The sequence below is a fragment of the Sphingomonas gei genome (genome assembly GCF_004792685.1).
Classification (GTDB): Bacteria; Pseudomonadota; Alphaproteobacteria; order Sphingomonadales; family Sphingomonadaceae; genus Sphingomonas; species Sphingomonas gei.
The window spans coordinates 522428-540954 of the sequence record NZ_SRXT01000001.1 but is presented as its reverse complement, the minus strand read 5'-3'; the positions used below and the strand labels follow the sequence as shown (position 1 = coordinate 540954).

The 18527-nt window shown below is 66.2% G+C and carries 18 protein-coding genes; 8 read left to right on the top strand and 10 right to left on the bottom strand.

The annotated features are described in order from the left end of the window. The first annotated feature begins 87 nt into the window (after positions 1–87). From E5A73_RS02365 to E5A73_RS02335, 7 genes are all read left to right on the top strand, one after another. Positions 88–753, top strand: a complete 666-nt coding sequence (locus E5A73_RS02365) for a DUF6975 family protein (protein WP_135962179.1) — start codon at positions 88–90, stop codon at positions 751–753. Positions 754–792: 39 nt separating this feature from the next. Continuing rightward, complete coding sequence (locus E5A73_RS02360) at positions 793–1638, top strand: AAA family ATPase (RefSeq protein ID WP_135962178.1); 846 nt, start codon at positions 793–795, stop codon at positions 1636–1638. Beyond that, a complete protein-coding gene (locus E5A73_RS02355) occupies positions 1635–2060 on the top strand; it encodes a GFA family protein (RefSeq protein ID WP_135962177.1) in 426 nt (141 codons plus the stop codon). The genes E5A73_RS02360 and E5A73_RS02355 overlap by 4 nt, the downstream gene beginning before the upstream one ends. A gap of 5 nt (positions 2061–2065) precedes the next feature. Then, a complete protein-coding gene (locus tag E5A73_RS02350) occupies positions 2066–2914 on the top strand; it encodes a DUF817 domain-containing protein (protein ID WP_135962176.1) in 849 nt (282 codons plus the stop codon). Positions 2915–2975: 61 nt separating this feature from the next. Further along, a complete protein-coding gene (locus E5A73_RS02345) occupies positions 2976–3548 on the top strand; it encodes a CHAP domain-containing protein (protein ID WP_135962175.1) in 573 nt (190 codons plus the stop codon). Between the two features lie 37 nt (positions 3549–3585). Continuing rightward, a complete protein-coding gene (locus tag E5A73_RS02340; RefSeq protein WP_135962174.1) occupies positions 3586–4980 on the top strand; it encodes a hypothetical protein in 1395 nt (464 codons plus the stop codon). Positions 4981–4989: 9 nt separating this feature from the next. Continuing rightward, positions 4990–6168, top strand: a complete 1179-nt coding sequence (locus E5A73_RS02335) for a vWA domain-containing protein (RefSeq protein WP_135962173.1) — start codon at positions 4990–4992, stop codon at positions 6166–6168. A 114-nt stretch (positions 6169–6282) separates the two neighbouring features. Here the strand turns inward: E5A73_RS02335 and E5A73_RS02330 are convergent, their stop codons facing one another. Then, the gene (locus E5A73_RS02330) at positions 6283–6576 is read right to left on the bottom strand and encodes an Hpt domain-containing protein (RefSeq protein ID WP_135962172.1); all 294 of its coding nucleotides are present in this window, start codon (positions 6574–6576) and stop codon (positions 6283–6285) included. Between the two features lie 96 nt (positions 6577–6672). Here E5A73_RS02330 and E5A73_RS02325 point away from each other — a divergent pair, with 96 nt between their 5' ends. Then, on the top strand, positions 6673–8946 hold the full coding sequence (locus tag E5A73_RS02325) for a coiled-coil domain-containing protein (protein WP_135962171.1): 2274 nt from the start codon (positions 6673–6675) through the stop codon (positions 8944–8946). 36 nt (positions 8947–8982) lie between these two features. Here the strand turns inward: E5A73_RS02325 and E5A73_RS02320 are convergent, their stop codons facing one another. From E5A73_RS02320 to E5A73_RS02280, 9 genes are read right to left on the bottom strand one after another with little or no spacing between them, the layout of a single operon-like run. Then, positions 8983–9246 (bottom strand): DUF1467 family protein, encoded by a 264-nt coding sequence (locus tag E5A73_RS02320; RefSeq protein ID WP_135962170.1) that lies wholly within the window; start codon positions 9244–9246, stop codon positions 8983–8985. A gap of 4 nt (positions 9247–9250) precedes the next feature. Then, positions 9251–10885, bottom strand: a complete 1635-nt coding sequence (locus E5A73_RS02315) for a ribonuclease J (protein ID WP_135962169.1) — start codon at positions 10883–10885, stop codon at positions 9251–9253. Continuing rightward, a complete protein-coding gene (locus tag E5A73_RS02310; protein ID WP_135962168.1) occupies positions 10886–11668 on the bottom strand; it encodes a type III pantothenate kinase in 783 nt (260 codons plus the stop codon). Positions 11669–11679: 11 nt separating this feature from the next. Beyond that, positions 11680–12393: a biotin--[acetyl-CoA-carboxylase] ligase gene (locus E5A73_RS02305; protein ID WP_206366372.1), complete on the bottom strand. Its 714-nt coding sequence runs from the start codon at positions 12391–12393 to the stop codon at positions 11680–11682. Between the two features lie 47 nt (positions 12394–12440). After that, the gene (gene nuoN, locus E5A73_RS02300) at positions 12441–13898 is read right to left on the bottom strand and encodes an NADH-quinone oxidoreductase subunit NuoN (RefSeq protein ID WP_135962167.1); all 1458 of its coding nucleotides are present in this window, start codon (positions 13896–13898) and stop codon (positions 12441–12443) included. Beyond that, positions 13898–15469, bottom strand: a complete 1572-nt coding sequence (locus E5A73_RS02295; protein WP_135962166.1) for an NADH-quinone oxidoreductase subunit M — start codon at positions 15467–15469, stop codon at positions 13898–13900. Before E5A73_RS02295 ends, nuoN begins: the two co-directional genes overlap by 1 nt. After that, the gene (nuoL, locus tag E5A73_RS02290) at positions 15466–17553 is read right to left on the bottom strand and encodes an NADH-quinone oxidoreductase subunit L (RefSeq protein ID WP_135962165.1); all 2088 of its coding nucleotides are present in this window, start codon (positions 17551–17553) and stop codon (positions 15466–15468) included. Before nuoL ends, E5A73_RS02295 begins: the two co-directional genes overlap by 4 nt. Further along, a complete protein-coding gene (gene nuoK, locus E5A73_RS02285; RefSeq protein ID WP_135962164.1) occupies positions 17553–17858 on the bottom strand; it encodes an NADH-quinone oxidoreductase subunit NuoK in 306 nt (101 codons plus the stop codon). Before nuoK ends, nuoL begins: the two co-directional genes overlap by 1 nt. Then, entirely contained in the window at positions 17855–18466 is a 612-nt protein-coding gene (locus E5A73_RS02280) for an NADH-quinone oxidoreductase subunit J (RefSeq protein ID WP_135962163.1), read from the bottom strand. The genes nuoK and E5A73_RS02280 overlap by 4 nt, the downstream gene beginning before the upstream one ends. Positions 18467–18527: the final 61 nt, after the last annotated feature.

Here is an 18527-nt window from a genome sequence, read left to right as displayed (position 1 = left end):
TCAACCACGTATTTACGTGGTTCGGTATATCCCAAGGCCGCATAGAGGGCGCGCCGGTATCGCCGGCATCTCTGGATTTGGGGGCATATGCCGTTCGATACCGCACAGATCGCCCGTCTCGGCGGCACATGGGGAGCGATGGGATCGCTCGTCGCTTCCGATGGCAGCGCGAATCACCCTTATCTCCGGCGCCTGGCTGCGGATCCCGAGCCGCTGCGCGATCTGGCCGATGCCGCGCATTTCATCTGCGTGCTGCACGGCCGCCATCCCGGCCTGGTCGAACATGCGCTCGATCATGCCCAGGTCTCGCTCGAGCGTGACTGGCTCGAGGCGGCGGCGAGTGCTTTCGCCACCGAGCGCGCCTATCTCGTCCGCATCGTCGCTGCCGCGGGCTCGCTGCCCAGCACTCCCGGCCATGCCGAATCGGAAGCCGCCGCGCAGGCGCAGCGGCACGCGCTCGACATGCTCGCCCAATCGGACCGCGCCGGCTGCGCGGCGGGCGCCGCGCTTGCGCTGGCGATCGACTGGGCGACGATCCGCGAAGTGCTCGATGCCGTCGCCAACCGGCTGAGCCTTGCGGTGCCGGTCTCCACGCTGCCGCTCGCCGAGGAAACCGTCAGCGTCGTCGATGCGCTCGCTCGCGAAGCCGCGATGGAGCGCGCGATGCTGTTCGGTGCGCAGCAGGTGTTCGCCCAGCATCGCGGGCTGTGGGACCTGCTCGAGGCCCGCGCCAGCGCCCGCACGCGCGGCTGAAGCTTGCGCGGGGGCACCCTGCGCCCCTAGGAAGCGGCGATGCGCTTCGAAGGCACCCAAAGCTATGTCGCGACGGACGACCTCAAGGTCGCCGTCAACGCGGCCGTCACCCTCCGCCGGCCCTTGCTCGTCAAGGGCGAGCCGGGAACCGGCAAGACCGTTCTCGCTTACGAGATCGCCAAGGCGGTCGGCGCGCCGCTGATCGAGTGGAACGTCAAGTCGACCACCAAGGCGCAGCAGGGCCTTTACGAATATGACGCGGTCGCCCGGCTGCGCGACGGCCAGCTCGGCGACGAGCGCGTCCACGACATCGCCAACTACATTCGCAAGGGCAAATTGTGGGAGGCGTTCACTGCGCCCGAACTCCCCGTCCTGCTGATCGACGAGATCGACAAGGCCGATATCGAATTCCCCAACGATCTGCTCCTCGAGCTCGATCGCATGGAATTCCACGTCTACGAGACCAAGCAGACCGTCCGTGCCGCCGAGCGGCCGATCGTGGTGATCACGTCGAACAACGAGAAGGAATTGCCCGACGCGTTCCTGCGCCGCTGCTTCTTCCACTACATCAAATTCCCCGATCGCGCGACGATGCAGGCGATCATCGACGTCCATTTCCCCGGCATCCAGAAGATCCTGGTCAGCAAGGCGATGGATATCTTCTACGACATCCGCGAGGTCCCCGGCCTCAAGAAGAAGCCGAGCACCTCCGAACTGCTCGACTGGCTGAAGCTCCTCCTCCACGAGGAAATGCCGCTCCACGTCCTCCAGTCGAAGGACCCGAGCAAGGCGATCCCGCCGCTCCACGGCGCGTTGCTCAAGAACGAGCAGGACGTGATGCTGTTCGAGCGTCTCGCCTTCATGAGCCGGCGGCAGAACAAGTGACTCGCTATACCGGCCGCTGCGCCTGCGGTGCGGTCACGGCGACGATTGCCGGCGCCGCGATCCAGGTCCGCCAATGCTGGTGCCGCCAATGCCAGCGGATCGCCGCGGGCTCGCCGACCACCAATGCGATGTTCGCGACCGAGGACATCGCAATCCAGGGCGAGCTCACGGCGACTTCCTATGTAGCGGCAAGCGGCAACACGCTGATCCAGAGCTTTTGCGGCACCTGCGGCACGCAGGTGATGGGTCAGTCATCGGCACGTCCGCAATTTCGCACCTTGCGGCTCGGCTTCCTCGACACGCCGAACGATCTCGCGCCGCAAGTCGCGATCTGGACCGAGGACGCGCCCGCCTGGGCGGTCATCGATACGAAGCTCGAACGCTACCCGCGCCAGCCGCCGCCGCCCGCCGTCAAGGCCTGAGCCTTATGCCCCCGCCGGTTTCGGGCGCAACGCGCTTTGCCCGCGTCCGTGCGCGGCTGGAGGCTTTCGATCCGCATCCGGGCTGGCACGCGTGGCTCTACGAATTCCTGCTGTTCGGCTTCAAACAGGGCTGGGCGTGCCTGTTCGGCGCGCTTTTGCTCGTCCTGCTGCTCGGCACCCATTATCTTTATCCCGCCGATGCGCGGCTGGCGCGATACGATTTCCTCGTCATCGGCGCAGTGCTCATCCAGGCCGGCATGCTGGTCTTCCGGCTCGAGAGTTTCAGCGAGGCGAAAGTCATTCTCGCCTTCCATGTCGTCGGCACGGTGATGGAATTGTTCAAGACCGCGCATGGATCGTGGCTCTATCCCGAGCCCAGCCTGCTGCGGATCGGCGGGGTGCCGCTCTTCTCGGGGTTCATGTACGCCGCGGTCGGCAGCTATATCGCCCGCGTCTGGCGGATCTTCGACTTCCGCTTTCCCTTTTATCCTCGGCGCTGGATCACCTGGACGCTGGGCATCGCGATCTACGTTAATTTCTTCGCGCACCATTGGCTGCCCGACATGCGTCTCGCCTTGTTCGCCGTGATCGCGCTGCTGTTTCGCCGGACGCGTGTCTACTTCACGGTCTGGCGTACCGAGCGCTGGATGCCGCTGCTGCTCGGCTGGTTCCTCGTCGCCCTGTTCATCTGGTTCGCCGAGAATATCGGCACCTTCTCGCACGCCTGGATGTATCCCGGGCAGGAAGATGGCTGGGAGCCGGTCTCGCCCGCCAAGCTCGGCGCCTGGTATCTGCTGATGATCATCTCGTTCGTGCTGGTCGAGGCAGTCCACGGCCGTCGGAAACAGCGTTAACTGATTTTTAACCAGTCCGGGATACCGGGTGGTGTGGGGGGTATCCTTAGGGTGCCCGGGTATGCGTTGTTTTGCGTTTTCGATCGCTCTCGTCGCTGCGGTCTCCGTCGCGGTTCCCGTGCAGGCGCAATCGCTGCTCGAATATGTCGGGCAGTGCGTGCCCTTTGCGCGCGAAGCCTCGGGGATCCAGATCTATGGCGATGCCTGGACCTGGTGGGCCCAGGCCGACGGCCGCTACCAGCGCGGCCAGAAGCCGCGCATCGGCGCCGTTCTCGCCTTCGCCAAGAGCGCCCGCCTCCCCCTCGGCCATGTCGCCGTGGTCAGCCGCATCGTCGAGAAGCGCGTGGTGATGGTAACCCACGCCAATTGGTCGAGGCTCAACGGCGCGCGTGGCCATGCCGAACAGGACGTGACCCTGTTCGATGTCTCGCCGCGCGGCGACTGGAGCCAGGTCAGGGTCTGGTACCGCGATACCAACGGGCTCGGCAGCTCGATCTATCCGGCGCACGGCTTCATCTACGGCGTGCCCGATCCTGCCGCCGGCAAGGCCGTCCGCCCCGCCCGCCCCGCCGCCGAGTTGAGCAGCCGCCAACCCGATTATGTCGGCTCGCTGATCGACGCCTATGCCCGCTGACTTGTGCGCGGCGCGCCGCTGACGCATTAGTATCGGCATGCAGGGGGGCAGCGTCGACAGGCGATATTGGTGGCTGCTCGGCGCAATCGTGCTGCTCGGCCTGGCGCTCCGCATCGCCGGCGCGCAGGGCGCATTGTGGCTCGACGAGGCGTGGTCGGCCAAGCAGGCGCACGACGCCGGCACCCCGCTGGGGGTGTTCCTCAACATCAACCACGACAATAACCACCATCTCAATTCGCTGTGGATGCAGCTGGTCGGGTTCGACGCTCCCCCGCCGCTCGCCCGCGCGCTCTCGATCGCCACCGGCACCGCCGCGATTCCGGTCGCGGCGCTGATCGGCGCGCGCCGCGCTCTCGCGCTCGGGCTGATAACGGCATTGCTGTTCGCGATCTCCCCCGCTCTGGTGACGTTCGGGTCGGAGGCCCGCGGCTATGCGCCGATGTCGCTGGCGTTGCTGACCGCGATCCTGCTCGTCGACCGCTGGCTGGCCGGCGAGGCCGAGCGCAGCCCGGCACTCGCGCTGGCGATATGCTTCTTCCTCGGCGCCTTCTCGCAGTTGATCATGATCTTCGGCTTCTGCGCGCTCGGCGGCTGGGTATTCTTCGCGCTGTGGAAGCGTAGCGGGCCGAAAGCCGCGTTGGCCGGCACCACGCGCCTGTTCCTCCCCTCGGCAGTCGCACTCGGGCTCGTCGTCGCGATCATCCTCGGCGCCGCCGCGGCGCACACCGGCTTCAAGTTCGGCCGCTACGATCCATATTCCACGATGGAACTGCTCCACGGCGTATCGGAGATGGTCCAGTACACGCTCGGCTTCGCCATCGTCAGCATCTGGTGGTTCGCTCTGGTCCCCGCCCTAGTCGTGCTAGCGCCCTCGGCCGGGGTTTCGCGGATTGCCTTCCACCGGCTGGCGATCCTCGCTTTCCCGCTGGCGCTCGCCTTGCTCCGCGCAGGCAATGTCGCGCACCCGCGTTACTATCTCCTGGTCGGCATCGCGCTGCTCATCCTGGTCGCCGAGTTTATCTGGCTCGGCTGGCGCGCCGGCGGCTGGAAGCGCTGGCTGGCCGGTGGCGCGCTCGCCGCAATTACCAGCGCCAGCCTCGCCTGCGACATGGACCTCGCGATCAACCGCCGCGGCGATGTCGGCGCCGCGATCCGCGCGATGCAGGCCCGCGCGCCGCGGGGCACCACCCTGCTTCTCGACCGCGAGCCGGGCATCGCCACGCTCGAGGCCGCCGCCGCCTCCGCGCACTATCCGCTCAAGGTCCAGCTGGCCGATTGCACCGCCGCACCCTTCTTCTTCGCCGATCGCTTCAGGGGCGAGGAGCCGCCCGGCCAGATCGCGCTCTGCGGCGCACGCTTCGCGCCGATCACCGGAGCGCGCGCCCACGGCATGTCGGGCACCCACTGGACGCTCTACCAGCGCCAGCCCTAGAAGGGGCCCATGTTCTTCTCCTTCCTCGACGAATTGCGTGCCGCGGGCATCCCGGCGAGTCTCAAGGAGCATCTCGTCCTGCTCGAGGCGCTCGACCGCGACGTCATCGAGCGCACTCCTGAGGCTTTTTACTATCTCGCCCGCGCCACCTTCGTGAAGGACGAGGGCCTGCTCGACCGTTTCGACCAGGTCTTCGCCAAGGTCTTCCGTGGCATCGCCACCACCTACGGCGTCGCCCCCGCCGAGATCCCCGAGGAATGGCTCAAGGCGATCGCCGAGAAATTCCTCACGCCTGAGGAAATGGCAGCGATCAAATCGCTCGGATCGTGGGACGCGATCATGGAGACGCTCAAGCAGCGGCTCGCGGAACAGCACGAGCGCCACCAGGGCGGCAGCAAGTGGATCGGCACCGGCGGCACCTCGCCCTTCGGCAATGGAGGCTATAATCCCGAGGGCGTCCGCATCGGGGGCGAAGGCAAGCACGGCCGCGCGCTGAAAGTCTGGGACCAGCGCGCGTTCAAGAACCTCGACAACACCAGGGAGCTCGGCACCCGCAACATCAAGGTCGCGCTGCGCCGCCTGCGCCGCTTCGCCCGCGAAGGCGCCGCCGACGAGCTAGACGTGGACGCGACAATCGAGGGCACCGCCAAGCAAGGCTGGCTCGACGTCCATATGCGCCCCGAGCGCCACAATGCGGTGAAGCTGCTGCTCTTCCTCGACGTCGGCGGCTCGATGGATCCGTTCGTCAAGCTCTGCGAGGAGCTGTTCTCGGCCGCCACCTCCGAGTTCAAGAACATGGAATTCTTCTACTTCCACAATTGCCCGTACGAGGGCCTGTGGAAGGACAATCGCCGCCGCTTCACCGAGCGCACGCCGACCTGGGACGTGCTCCACAAATACGGCCACGACTATAAACTGATCTTCGTCGGCGACGCTTCGATGAGTACGTACGAGATCACCCATCCCGGCGGCTCGGTCGAGCATTTCAACGAGGAGCCGGGCGCGGTGTGGATGCAGCGCCTGGTCAACACCTATCCCGCGGCGGTCTGGCTCAACGTCCTGCCCGAAGCGCATTGGGGCTACACCCAGTCGGTCCGCGTCATCCGCGAGCTGATGCAGGAGCGCATGTACCCGCTGACGCTGTCCGGGCTCGACGCCGCAATGCGCGAATTGAGCCGGAAGCGGTAAGAACGATTGAGCTGCCCTACCGTTCGCCCTGAGCCTGTCGAAGGGCGTTCAGCCGCGAGCGACATGCCTTGGGAGAGCCGTGCTTCGACAAGCTCAGCACGAACGGTGGCAGATCTAGAGCCTATCGATCGCCCGGTGCAGCCGGCGCAGCACGGCGCCGTCATGCGCCGGCCCGGTCACCGCTTCCGATGCCAGCGCCATCAGCCGCACCGCGCCGAAGCTCGCCGCCAGCCCCTTGAGCCGCAGCGCCGCCACGGTCCAGCTGTCTGGCGTGTCGGCCGATTTCATCGCGCCGACGCAGCGTTTCACGCTGTCGAGAAAGGATTCGCGAAGCTCGGCGATCAGCGCGGGCTCATCGCCCACCGCCGCCGCCAGCGTTCCATCGATTGCACCAGGATCATATGCCATTCCGCTTGGCTATCGGAACGGGGTTAACCAGTGGTTTCCAGCGTTTTGCGATCTGTCCAAACATGGTACACATTCGCGATGAATGGGGCAAAATCAGTGCAACCAGCGTTCGTGCCGTCCAACGGCAACGAAGAGCTCGTCCTCTCCGACAATTCGGCGCTCCCGTCGCCGCTGGAAGATTTAGGTCTCGACGAGGATACCGACGAGAGCCGCAGCCTCGGCTGGCTGGCGCCCGCGGCTGCGTGGCTGGCGGTCGCCGCCTGGTTCGCCGGGATGGGCTGGCTCACCTGGCCCGCGTTCGAGCGGGGCCTCGAGCCGGTCGCGCTGATCCAGCTAATCGCGGCGCTGTGCGTGCCGCCTGCGCTGATCGGCATCGTCTACCTCCTCACCTTGCGCACCAGCCGGGCCGAGGCGCGGCGCTTCGGCGTCACCGCACGCAAGATGCGCGCCGAGGCCGCCGCGCTCGAGCGCGTGCTCGCCACGCTTTCGCAGAAGCTCGCCGAGAATCACGCGATTCTGGCCGAGCACACCACCACGCTCACCTCGCTCGGCGAACACGCGGCCGAGCGCGTCGAAGGCGCCGCTGGCATGGTCGAGCGCCAGGCCCAGCGCATGGATGGCGGCATCCGCACCTTCGGCGAAGCGATGGGCCAGGCAGAGAAGCGCTTCGAGATCATCCTCACCACTCTGCCCAAGGCGCATGACGAGATGCAGGGGCTCGCCGGCCGGATCGACGCCGCGGGGCTGCTCGCCAGCCAGCGCGCCGCCGCGCTCGATACCCAGCTCACTGCGCTGTCCGAGCGCGGCCGCGAGGCCGACCAGATCGCCGGCGGCGCCGCCGAACGCCTCGCCGCGCACATCTCGCGGATGGAAGCGACCAGCGAGACCGCCAGCGTCCGGCTCGAACAAGTCACCGGGCAGATGTCGGTCGCGGTCGACGCGGTGCTCGATCGCGCCGCGGGCGCCGTGGACGAAGCGCGCAAGGGCATCGCCACGCAGGGCGAAGCGATCCTCGCGATGCTCAGCGCCAATCAGGCCGCGCTCGATCGCGCCGGCCGCGACAGCGCCGAGGCGCTCGGCGAGCGCATGGCGGTGATCGAGGCAGCAATCGGCCGTGTCGGCGAGCGCCTGGCGCAGGAGCAGGGCCGCGGCGATTCGCTGTTCGCGGGCCTCTCTGCAGGCGTCGACCGGCTCGACCGCGAGCTTCAGGTGCTCCACGCCGCGGGCACCGATCGGACCCAATCGCTCGCCGCTTCGATCAGCGCGCTGCAGGGCTCGACCGATGCGATGTCCGAGGCGCTGCGCACCGGCGACCAGCTGGCGCGCAAGGTGATCGGCACGTCGGAAGACCTGCTGACGGCGCTCGACGCATCGGCGCGCGAGATCGACGAGACCTTGCCCGAAGCGCTCGCCCGGCTCGACACGCGGATCACCGCGAGCCGGCGGATCGTCTCGGGTGCCAAGCCCGAGCTGCTCGCTTTGGTCACCGCGGCCGAAAGTACGCACGATGCGATCGAGGCGATCGCCGACGTCGTCTCGCAGCAGCGCGACACGCTCGCCAAGACCCAGGCCTCTTTGCTCGACACGCTCGCCTCGGGCAGCCAGCAGGCCGCGTCGCTCGGCGCGATCGTCGACGATACCATCGAGACCACGCGCCGCTTCGCCGAAACCGCTGCGCCGCAGCTGGTCGACGCATTGATCAGCGTGCGCGAGACGGCCAGCGCCGCCGCCGCGCACGCCCGCGACGCGCTCGCCACGATCGTCCCGAGCGCGGCGTCCGCGCTCGAGGAAGCCAGCGGCACCGCGCTCAAGCGCGCCGTCGACGGCACCGTCCGCCGCGAGATGGTCCAGCTCGCCGACACCACCGAGGCTGCGGTCAATGCGGCGACGCATGCTTCCGAGCGGCTCACCCAGCAGATGCTCGCGCTCGCCGACGCGACCTCGCGGCTCGAGGCGCGGATCGAGGAAGAGCGCGTCGATCGCGAGCGCGCCGACAGCGACAATTTCGCGCGCCGCACCACCTTGCTGATCGAAGCGCTCAACTCGGCCTCGATCGACATCGCCAAGGCCTTCTCCGCCGAAGTCACCGACGGTGCCTGGGCGGCCTATCTCAAGGGCGATCGCGGCGTGTTCACCCGGCGCGCGGTGCGCCTGCTCGAGCCCGGCGACACCCGCGAGATCGCGCGGCTATATGATGCGGATCCCGCGTTCAGCGAGCACGTCAATCGCTACATCCACGATTTCGAGACGATGCTACGCCACATATTGGCGCTGCGCGACGGCTCGACGCTCGGCGTCACGTTGCTCTCGTCGGACATGGGCAAGCTCTACGTCGCACTCGCCCAGGCGATCGAAAGGCTGCGCACCTAACTTCATCCCTGCCTTCGCCGGGACGATGGCCGGTTGCTACCGGTGCACCCAGTCGAGCGTCTCTGCCGTCACCCAGCCATTGACGTAGTTCAGGTAGAACAGGACGAACAGCAATGTCGCAACCGCAGTCGTGCGGATCGCGATCTTCTTCGGATTGAACGCGTGCGGCGCGCTCTCGGCCTGGCCAGGGACGAGCTCGACCCCGGCTTCGTGCGCCGTCCGCACCCCGAACGGCAGCACGAGGAACACCGAGAACGCCCAGAACAGGATGTAGATCGCGAGCATCGACTGCCAGCGCATGGGTTCAGAGCTCCACGATCAGCACGTCGACCACGGGCTTCTTGCCGGTGAAGCGCACTGCCGACCGCCGCACGGCGAGCCGCACGCTCTCGCGCAGTTTCTCGCTGTCCCGGCCGTCCTTCTTGACTGCGTCGGCAGCCGCCTTGGCCGCTTCTTCGAGGAACGCGTCGCGATCCTCTTCTACCGGCACGCCCTGGACGCGGATCTGCGGCGCGCCCTTCAGCCGCCCGCCCTGCACCGCGAGCGCCACCGAGATCTGGCCGTACAGCGCGATCCGCCGGCGCTCGTTGATCGTCGTGCCGTCGGCGGGGAGGATCACGTCGCCGTCCAGGACTAGCCGTCCGGCATGCGCCTGGCCGACCTGCCTGGGCTTGCCCGGCGCGAGCCGCCAGATGTCGCCATTGACTTGCTTCACTGCCTGCGGAACGCCCTGCTCGAGCGCGAACCGCGCCTGCTCGTGCATATGTCGCACTTCGCCATGGACCGGCACGATGATCTCGGGCCGGATCCAGCGATACATCTCGGCGAGTTCGGGCCGCCCGGGATGGCCCGAGACGTGGACGAAGGCCTGGCGGTCGGTGATGATCTCGACATCCTTGCTCGCCAGCGTGTTCATGATCTTGCCGATCGCGATCTCGTTGCCCGGGATCTGGCGCGACGAGAAGATCACCGTGTCGCCGGCGTGGAGCTTGAGCGTGTGGGTGTCCTCGGCGATGCGGTTGAGCGCGGCGCGGGCCTCGCCCTGCCCGCCCGTGGCGATGATCATCACCTGGTTGGGCGGCAGCCGCATCGCGGTGTCGAAGTCGATCGTCTCGGGGAAGTCCCGCAGATAGCCGGTCGCCTTGGCGACGCGGATGATCCGGTCGAGCGAGCGCCCCGCGACGCAGAGCTGGCGTCCGGTATCCTCGGCCACCGCGCCCAAAGTCTGCAGCCGCGCCGCGTTCGACGCGAAGGTGGTGACGAGCACCCGCCCCTTGATCGCCGCGACGACTTCGTCGAGCCCCTTGCGCACGTCGATCTCGGAGCCCGAGGCCTCGGGGTTGAACACATTGGTCGAATCGCAGACCAGCGCCAGCACGCCTGCGTCGCCGATCGCGGTCAGCTCGGCCGCGGTCGATGCGCCGCCCAGCGCGGGCGATTCGTCGAGCTTCCAGTCGCCGGTGTGGAACACCTTGCCATAGGGCGTCTCGATCAGGATCGCATTGCCCTCGGGGATCGAATGGGCAAGCGGGGTATAGGTCATCGTGAACGGGCCGATGGTGAACGGCCCCTCTTCCTTGACCACGTGGAGCTTGACCTGATCGAGGATGCCCTCTTCCTCGAGCTTCCCGTAGATCAGCCCGGCGGTGAACGGCGTGGCGTAGAGCGGCACGCCGAGATCGGCGGCGAGATAGGGCAGCGCGCCGATATGGTCCTCATGGCCATGCGTCAGCACGATGCCGAGCAGATCGTCGAGCCGCTCCTCGATGAACTGGAGATCGGGCAGGATCACGTCGACGCCCGGATAATTGGCGTCGCCAAAGGTGATGCCACAATCGACCATCAGCCATTTGCCCTGCGTGCCATAGAGATTGACGTTCATGCCGATCTCGCCCGAGCCGCCCAGCGCGAGGAAGAGGAGTTCGTTGCCTGGAGTCACTTAATTTCCTTGCTGGCTGCGTTGCCACAGCATGGCCAACCCCTGGATGGTGAGGTCGGGTTCGATCGTGTCGAAGACCGTCGTGTGCTTTTCGAAGAGCACCGCCAGTCCGCCGGTGGCGATGACCTTGAGCGGGCGTCCGACCTCGGCCTTCATCCGTGCGACGAGGCCCTCGATCATCGCGATATAGCCCCAATAGATGCCGATGTGCATCTGGTCGACCGTATTACGCCCGACGACGCTGGTTTTCTCCGGAGCCGAGATCGCGATGCGGGGAAGCTTGGCTGCAGCGGTGACGAGCGCGTCGAGCGACAGGTTGATCCCCGGCGCGATGATCCCGCCTTTGTAGGCGCCGCTATAATCGACCAATTCGAACGTCGTCGCGGTGCCGAAGTCGATGACGATCAGATCGCCTTCATGCCGGGCATGCGCCGCGATCACGTTTAGCGCCCGATCGGCGCCGAGGCTGCCGGGCTCCTCGACATCGAGCTGGAAGCCCCACTCGGCCGCGCCCTGGCCCGCAATCACCGCCTCGGTCTTGAAATATTTGCTGGCGAGCACCTGCAGATTGTGGAGCGCACGCGGGACCACGGTGCCGACGATCACGTCGGTCACCGCCGAGCGGTCATAGCCCTCGAGCTGGAGCAACTGGCTCAGCCAGACCGCATATTCGTCTGCGGTGCGCCGCGGATCGGTGGCGATCCGCCAGCGCGTGCGAATCTCGCCCTTGTCGAGCAGCGCGAAGACGACATTGGTGTTGCCGGCATCGACAGCGAGCAGCATTTGCCTCTCCTTCAGAGCAGGAACACGTCGCCGGCGTGAATGACACGGCTGGTGCCATCGGCCAAGCGCAGGATGAGCGCACCTTGGGGGTCGAGCCCCTCGAACAGTCCGTCGATTGCGCTCCCCTCGCTCAGCCGTGCGGTCAGCGCCGTGCCTTTGGGATGCGCCCGCGCCAGCCAGCGCTCGCGGACCGGCGCGATGCCGTCGCGCCAGCGCGACAGCCAGCGGGCGAAGAGTTCGGCAAGCGTCTCGGCGAAGATCGCCGGATCGGGGGCGGGTCCATGCGCGGCAAGGCTGGTGGCGGGGCGGTCGAGGTCGACCGGATGGTGCGCGAGGTTGACCCCGAAGCCGATTACCACTGCGTCGTCGGCGCGTTCGAGCAGGATGCCCGAGAGCTTGGCGCCGTCGATCAGGATGTCGTTCGGCCATTTCAACACGGGTGTTCCCCGGCGAAGGCCGGGCCCGGGCTGCGAGCGGGCCGAGACTGGACCCCGGCCTTCGCCGGGGAACAGGAAAGTGGATACCGTCTCTTCCAGCGCCACCGACGCTACCAGCGCCAAGGTCGCCGCCGGCGGTTCACCGAGCCGGACCCGCACCAAAGTCGATACGTAGAGATTGCCCTCCGGCGAATTCCACGCCCTGCCCTGTCGCCCCCTGCCCCCGGTCTGGCGCTCGGCGCGAAGCCACAGGCCCTCGGCGGCGCCGCCGCGCGCCAGCTCCAGCATGTCGGCATTGGTCGACCCCGTCTCGGCGACGGTCCGGATCACCTGGCTCAGAACAGCGCTTTCGCGGCGAGCGTGGTCCATGCGCCCAGCGCCGGGATCAGCAGATAGCCGAGCGGCGACACGAACAGCGCCGACACTGCGATAAGTCCGCCCTCGACGACATCGGTGTTGCCTTCGAAGGCCGGTGCCGGTTCGTCGAAGTACATCGTCTTGACGATCTTGAGGTAATAGAACGCACCGATCGTCGACGCCGCGATGCCGACCACCGCGAGCGGGAACAGCCCGGCCGCCACCGCCGCCTCGAACACCGCGAACTTGGCGTAGAAGCCGAACAAAGGCGGAATGCCGGCAAGACTGAGCATGAAGATCATCAACGCCAGCGCCAGCCCGGGCCGCGTCCGCGACATGCCGGAGAGGCTGGCGATGCTCTCGACCGGCTCGCCATCGGCGCCGCGCATCTGCAGCACGACGAGGAACGATCCGAGCGTCATGACGATGTAGATCGTCATATAAACCAGCACGCCGGCGATGCCCCGCTCGGTGCCGGCGGCGAGGCCAACCAGCGCGAAGCCGACATTGTTGATCGACGAGTAAGCCAGCAGCCGCTTGATGTTGCTCTGCCCGATCGCCGCCACCGCGCCGAGCAGGATCGAAGCGAGTGCCGCGAAGATCACGATCTGCCGCCAGTCGTGCAGCGCCGGCCCCATCGCCTCGACCGCAACCCGCACCGCCAGCGCGACCGCCGCGACCTTGGGCGCCGAGGCGAAGAATGCGGTCACCGGCGTCGGCGCGCCTTCATAGACGTCCGGCGTCCACATGTGGAACGGCACGGCGCTCATCTTGAACGCGAGCCCGGCGAAGACGAACACCAGCCCGAACATCAGGCCGAAATCGTGCCCGTCCGCGCGGATTCCGCCATAAGCCTGCGCGATGCCGTCGAACAATGTCGTGCCCGAGAAGCCGTAGACCAGGCTGATTCCGTAGAGCAGGATCCCCGAGGCCAGCGCGCCGAGCACGAAATACTTCAGCCCCGCCTCGGCCGAGCGCGTATCGCGGCGCATGAAGCTCGCCAGCACATAGGCCGAGAGGCTCTGCAGCTCGAGCCCGACATAGAGCGTGAGCAAGTCGCCGGCGGAGACCATCATTCCCATGCCCGCGGTCGAAAGCAGGATCAGTACCGGATATTCGGGGCGCAGATCGTCGCCAGAGGTGCGCTGAAAGAAGCGCGGCGCGATGATGATCGAGACGGCAGCAGCCGCGAAAATCAGCACCTTGGCGAAGGCTGCGAACATATCCGCGCGGTAAAGCCCGCCGAACGCCGAACCACCGGCCGAAGCCGGTCCGGCGAGCGCGATCCCCGCGCCGATCAGCACTGCGACCGAAGCCCAGCTCACCAGCCTGGTCGAAGCCTGGCCGCCCCATGCGGCAACCAGCATCAGCACGATCGCGCCGACCGCCAGCACCAGTTCGGGCAGGCTCATCAGCAATTGCGTCGAATAATCCATCAGTGCGCACCCCCATGCGCAGGTGCTTCACCATGAGCTTCGCCATGTGCAGGCGCCGCCGGGTGGCCCGGGGTGGGTTTGGAATCGCCGGCAGGTGCCGCGCGCGACAGCCGCTCGACAAGCCGAACGGTGTCGGCACGCATCGGCGCTAGGAAGCTCTCGGGATAAACACCCATCCACAGCACTGCCGCGGCGATCGGCCCGAGCAGCGCTATCTCGCGCAGCGAAAGATCGGGCATCGCGCGGACGTCATCCTTGGTCAGATCGCCCCACACGACGCGGCGGAAAAGCCACAGCATGTACGCCGCGCCGAGAATGATCCCGGTGGTGCCGATCAACGCCGTCACCGTCGAGACCTTGTATACGCCTGCCAGCCCAAGGAACTCGCCTACGAAGTTGCTCGTCCCCGGCAACCCCACCGACGCCATGGTGAACAGCAGGAACAAGGTCGCGTAGCGCGGCATGTTGATCGCAAGGCCGCCGTAGCGGTCGATCTCGCGCGTGTGCAGGCGATCGTAGATCACGCCGACGCAGAGGAAGAGCGCGCCCGAGACCAGGCCATGGCCGAGCATGACCATCATCGCGCCGTCGATGCCCTGCGCGTTGAACGCGAACAGCCCCATCGTCACGATCGCCATGTGCGCGACCGAGGAATAAGCGATCAGCTTCTTCATGTCGCTCTGCACCAAGGCGACCAGCGAGGTGTAGACCACCGCGACACATGACAATGCGAACACAAGCCACATCAGTTGCGCCGAAGCCTCGGGGAACATCGGCAGCGAGAAGCGCAGGAAGCCGTAGCCGCCGAGCTTGAGCAGGACGCCGGCAAGGATCACCGACCCTGCGGTCGGTGCCTGGACGTGCGCGTCGGGAAGCCAGGTGTGGACCGGCCACATCGGCATCTTGACCGCGAACGAGGCGAAGAATGCGAGCCACAACCATGTCTGGACATGCGCCGGGAAATCGTGCGCCATCAGCACCGGAATGCTCGAGGTGCCCGCGTCCATCGCCATGTAGAGCATCGCGATCAGCATCACGAGGCTGCCCAGCAGCGTGTACAGGAAGAACTTGTACGACGCGTAGATACGGTTCGCGCCGCCCCAGATCCCGATGATCAGGAACATCGGGATCAGTCCGCCTTCGAAGAAGATGTAGAACAGGAACAGGTCCTGCGCCGCGAAGGTGCCGATCATCAGCAATTCGGTGGCGAGCATCGCGGCCATATATTCGGGAACGCGGTTCTCGATCGCCTTCCAGCTGGCGCCGATGCAGATCGGCATCAGGAACACCGACAGCATGATCAGCATCAGCGCATAGCCGTCGATGCCCAGCGCCCAGGCGAAGCTCACGCCGTCGGGCTTGCCGAACAAGGCCGAATATTCGACGAACTGCCATTGCGCCGCATCGGGCCCGACCTGGAAGCTCGCCCACAGCACGATGCCCAGGACGAAGTCGACCAACGTCGCGATCAGGGCGATCCAGCGCGCGGTCTGCGCATTGGTGAACAGGCACGCCACCGCCGCGACGGCGGGGACGAGCAGCATGATGGTGAGAATGGGCACGCCGCTCATCCTGCGATCACCCAGGTCAGCGCGGCAGTGAGGCCGATCAGCATGATGAACGCATAGGTGTAAAGATATCCCGATTGCAGCCTGACCGCGCCGACGCTGCCCAAGCGGATGATGTTGGCGAGCCCGTTGGGGCCGAAGCGATCGATGGTCTTCTCGTCACCCGCCTTCCACAGCACGCGGCCGATGGCGAATGCCGGGCGCACGAACAGGAAGTTGTAGAGCTCGTCGAAATACCATTTGTTGAGCAGGAAGGTGTGCACCACGCGGAAATTCTCCGCGATGGCGGCGGCGAGACCGGGCTTGCCGATATAGACGTACCAAGAGAAGCCGAGCCCGAGCAGCATCGCGATCGTCGCCGAGAGCTTCACGCCCAGCGGGACGCCGTGCATCGCGTGCATCAGATGTTCGTTGAACGCCAGCGACCCGTTCCAGAAATGCGCGCCCTCTTCGGCGTCGATGAAGAAGCCGTGGAAAACGAAGCCGGCGAAGATCGCGCCGATCGACAGCAGCAGCAGCGGGATCAGCATCACCCACGGGCTTTCGTGCGGGTGATAGCCCGCGGTGCCCTCGGGAGCGTGATCATGCGCGGCATGATGCGCATCGGGCGCGTGCCCGGCATCCTCGGTCGAAGGGGCATCGTCGTGGTGCGCTTCATGACCATGACCATGCGCGTCGTGCACTGCGTGCTGGATATGCTCCGAGCCTGCCCAGCGCGGCTTGCCGTAGAAGGTCAGGAAGACGACGCGCCACGAATAGAAGCTGGTGAGCAAGGCGACGAACACGCCAACCCAGAAGGCGCTCGGCACCCCCGCGGCCCATGCCGCCTCGATGATCGCATCCTTCGAGTGGAAGCCGGCGAAACCGATTGCTGCGACTCCGTCGAACACGCCGGGAATGCCGACGCCGGTGATCGCCAGCGTGCCCGCCATCATCGTCCAGAAGGTGATCGGGATCTGCTTCCGCAGGCCCCCATAGAAGCGCATGTCCTGCTCGTGATGCATCGCATGGATCACCGAGCCGGCGCCGAGGAACAGCAAAGCCTTGAAGAAGGCATGGGTGAACAGATGGAACATCGCCGCGCCATAGGCGCCGACGCCGGCGGCGAAGAACATGTAGCCGAGCTGCGAGCAGGTCGAATAGGCGATCACGCGCTTGATGTCGGTCTGGACGAGACCGACGGTCGCGGCAAACAGGCAGGTCGCGGCGCCGATGAATGTCACGACGCCGAGCGCTACCGGGCTGGTCTCGAACATCGGCGACAGCCGGCAGACCATGAACACGCCGGCGGTGACCATCGTCGCCGCGTGGATTAGCGCCGACACCGGAGTCGGGCCCTCCATCGCGTCGGGCAACCAGGTGTGCAGCCCGAGCTGCGCAGACTTGCCCATCGCGCCGAGGAACAGCAGCAGGCACAGGATCGTCATCGTATCCCAGCGCGTGCCGAGGAAGCCGATCGTCGAGCCGGCCATGTTGGGCGCGGCGGCGAGGATCGTCGGAATGTCGATCGTGCCGAACACCAGGAAGGTGCCGAAGATGCCGAGCATGAAGCCGAGATCGCCGACGCGGTTGACCACGAACGCCTTGATCGCCGCGGCGTTTGCCGAGGGCTTGCGGAACCAGAAGCCGATGAGGAGGTAGGAAGCGAGACCTACGCCTTCCCAGCCGAAGAACATCTGGACGAGATTGTTCGCGGTCACCAGCATCAGCATCGCGAACGTGAACAGCGAGAGATAGGCGAAAAAGCGCGGCTGATCGGGGTCCTCGCTCATATAGCCCCAGCTATAGAGGTGGACGAGCGCCGAGACGCTGGTGATCACCACCAGCATGACCGCGGTCAGCGAGTCGACCCGCAGCGCCCATTCGGAAGTGAAATCGCCCGAGTGCATCCAGGTGAGCACCGGAACCACGGTCGCCTCCGCACCGTGGAGATACTGTAGGAAGATCGGCCACGACAGTGCGCACGAGGCGAACAGCGCGCCCGTGGTCAGCACCTTCGGCAGCACGCTGCCGAACGCCTTGTTCGACAGCCCGGCGATCACCGCCGCGAGCAGCGGCAGGAATACGATGAGGAGAATCGGCGACATCAGCCCTTCATCCGATTGACGTCGTCGACCGAGATCGTGCCCCGGCTACGGAAATAGATGACAAGAATGGCGAGCCCGATCGCGGCCTCGCCGGCCGCGACGGTCAGCACGAACATCGCGAACACCTGCCCGACGAGATCGCTCAGCGCCGCCGAGAAAGCGACGAAATTGAGGTTCACCGCGAGCAGGATCAGCTCGATCGCCATCAGGATGACGATGAGGTTCTTCCGGTTCATGAAGATGCCGAGCACGCCGAGCGTGAACAGGATCGCGCTGACGACGAGATAATGGGTGACGCCGATCACAGCTCGACCCCCTGCCCGACCGGTGGGTTCATGTTGCGCGTCGCATCCTTGGAACGGCGGTTGATCTGGCGGCTGACATTCTGCGGACGGACGTCGCTGCGCTGGCGATAGGTAAGCACGATCGCGCCGATCATCGCGACGAGCAGCACCAGCCCGGCGCCCTCGAAGATGAACAAGTACCGCGTGTAGAGCAGCCGGCCGATCGCCTCGATATTGGGAACGTCGCTTTCGATCGGCGCGATGCGGCGGCCGAGCTGGAGCCCGCCCGCGCTCCAGGCGCCGATCGCGATGATTATCTCGGCGACCAGCGCGACGGCGAGCGCCAGCCCGATCGCGGCATAGCGCATCACCCCGGCGCGCAATTCGGCGAAGTCGATGTCGAGCATCATCACGACGAACAGGAACAAGACCGCGACCGCGCCGACATAGACGATGACGAGCAGCATCGCGATGAACTCGGCGCCGGCGAGCACCATCAGCCCCGCCGCGTTGAAGAACGCAAGGATCAGCCAGAGCACCGAATGCACCGGGTTGCGCGACAGGATCGTCAGCGCCCCAGAGGCGATGACGACGACTGCGAACAAGTAAAAGGCGATGAGCTGGATCAACGGACTCGCATTCCAGTCTTTCCGTTCGCCCTGAGCTTGTCGAAGGGCGCGCTCGCGATCG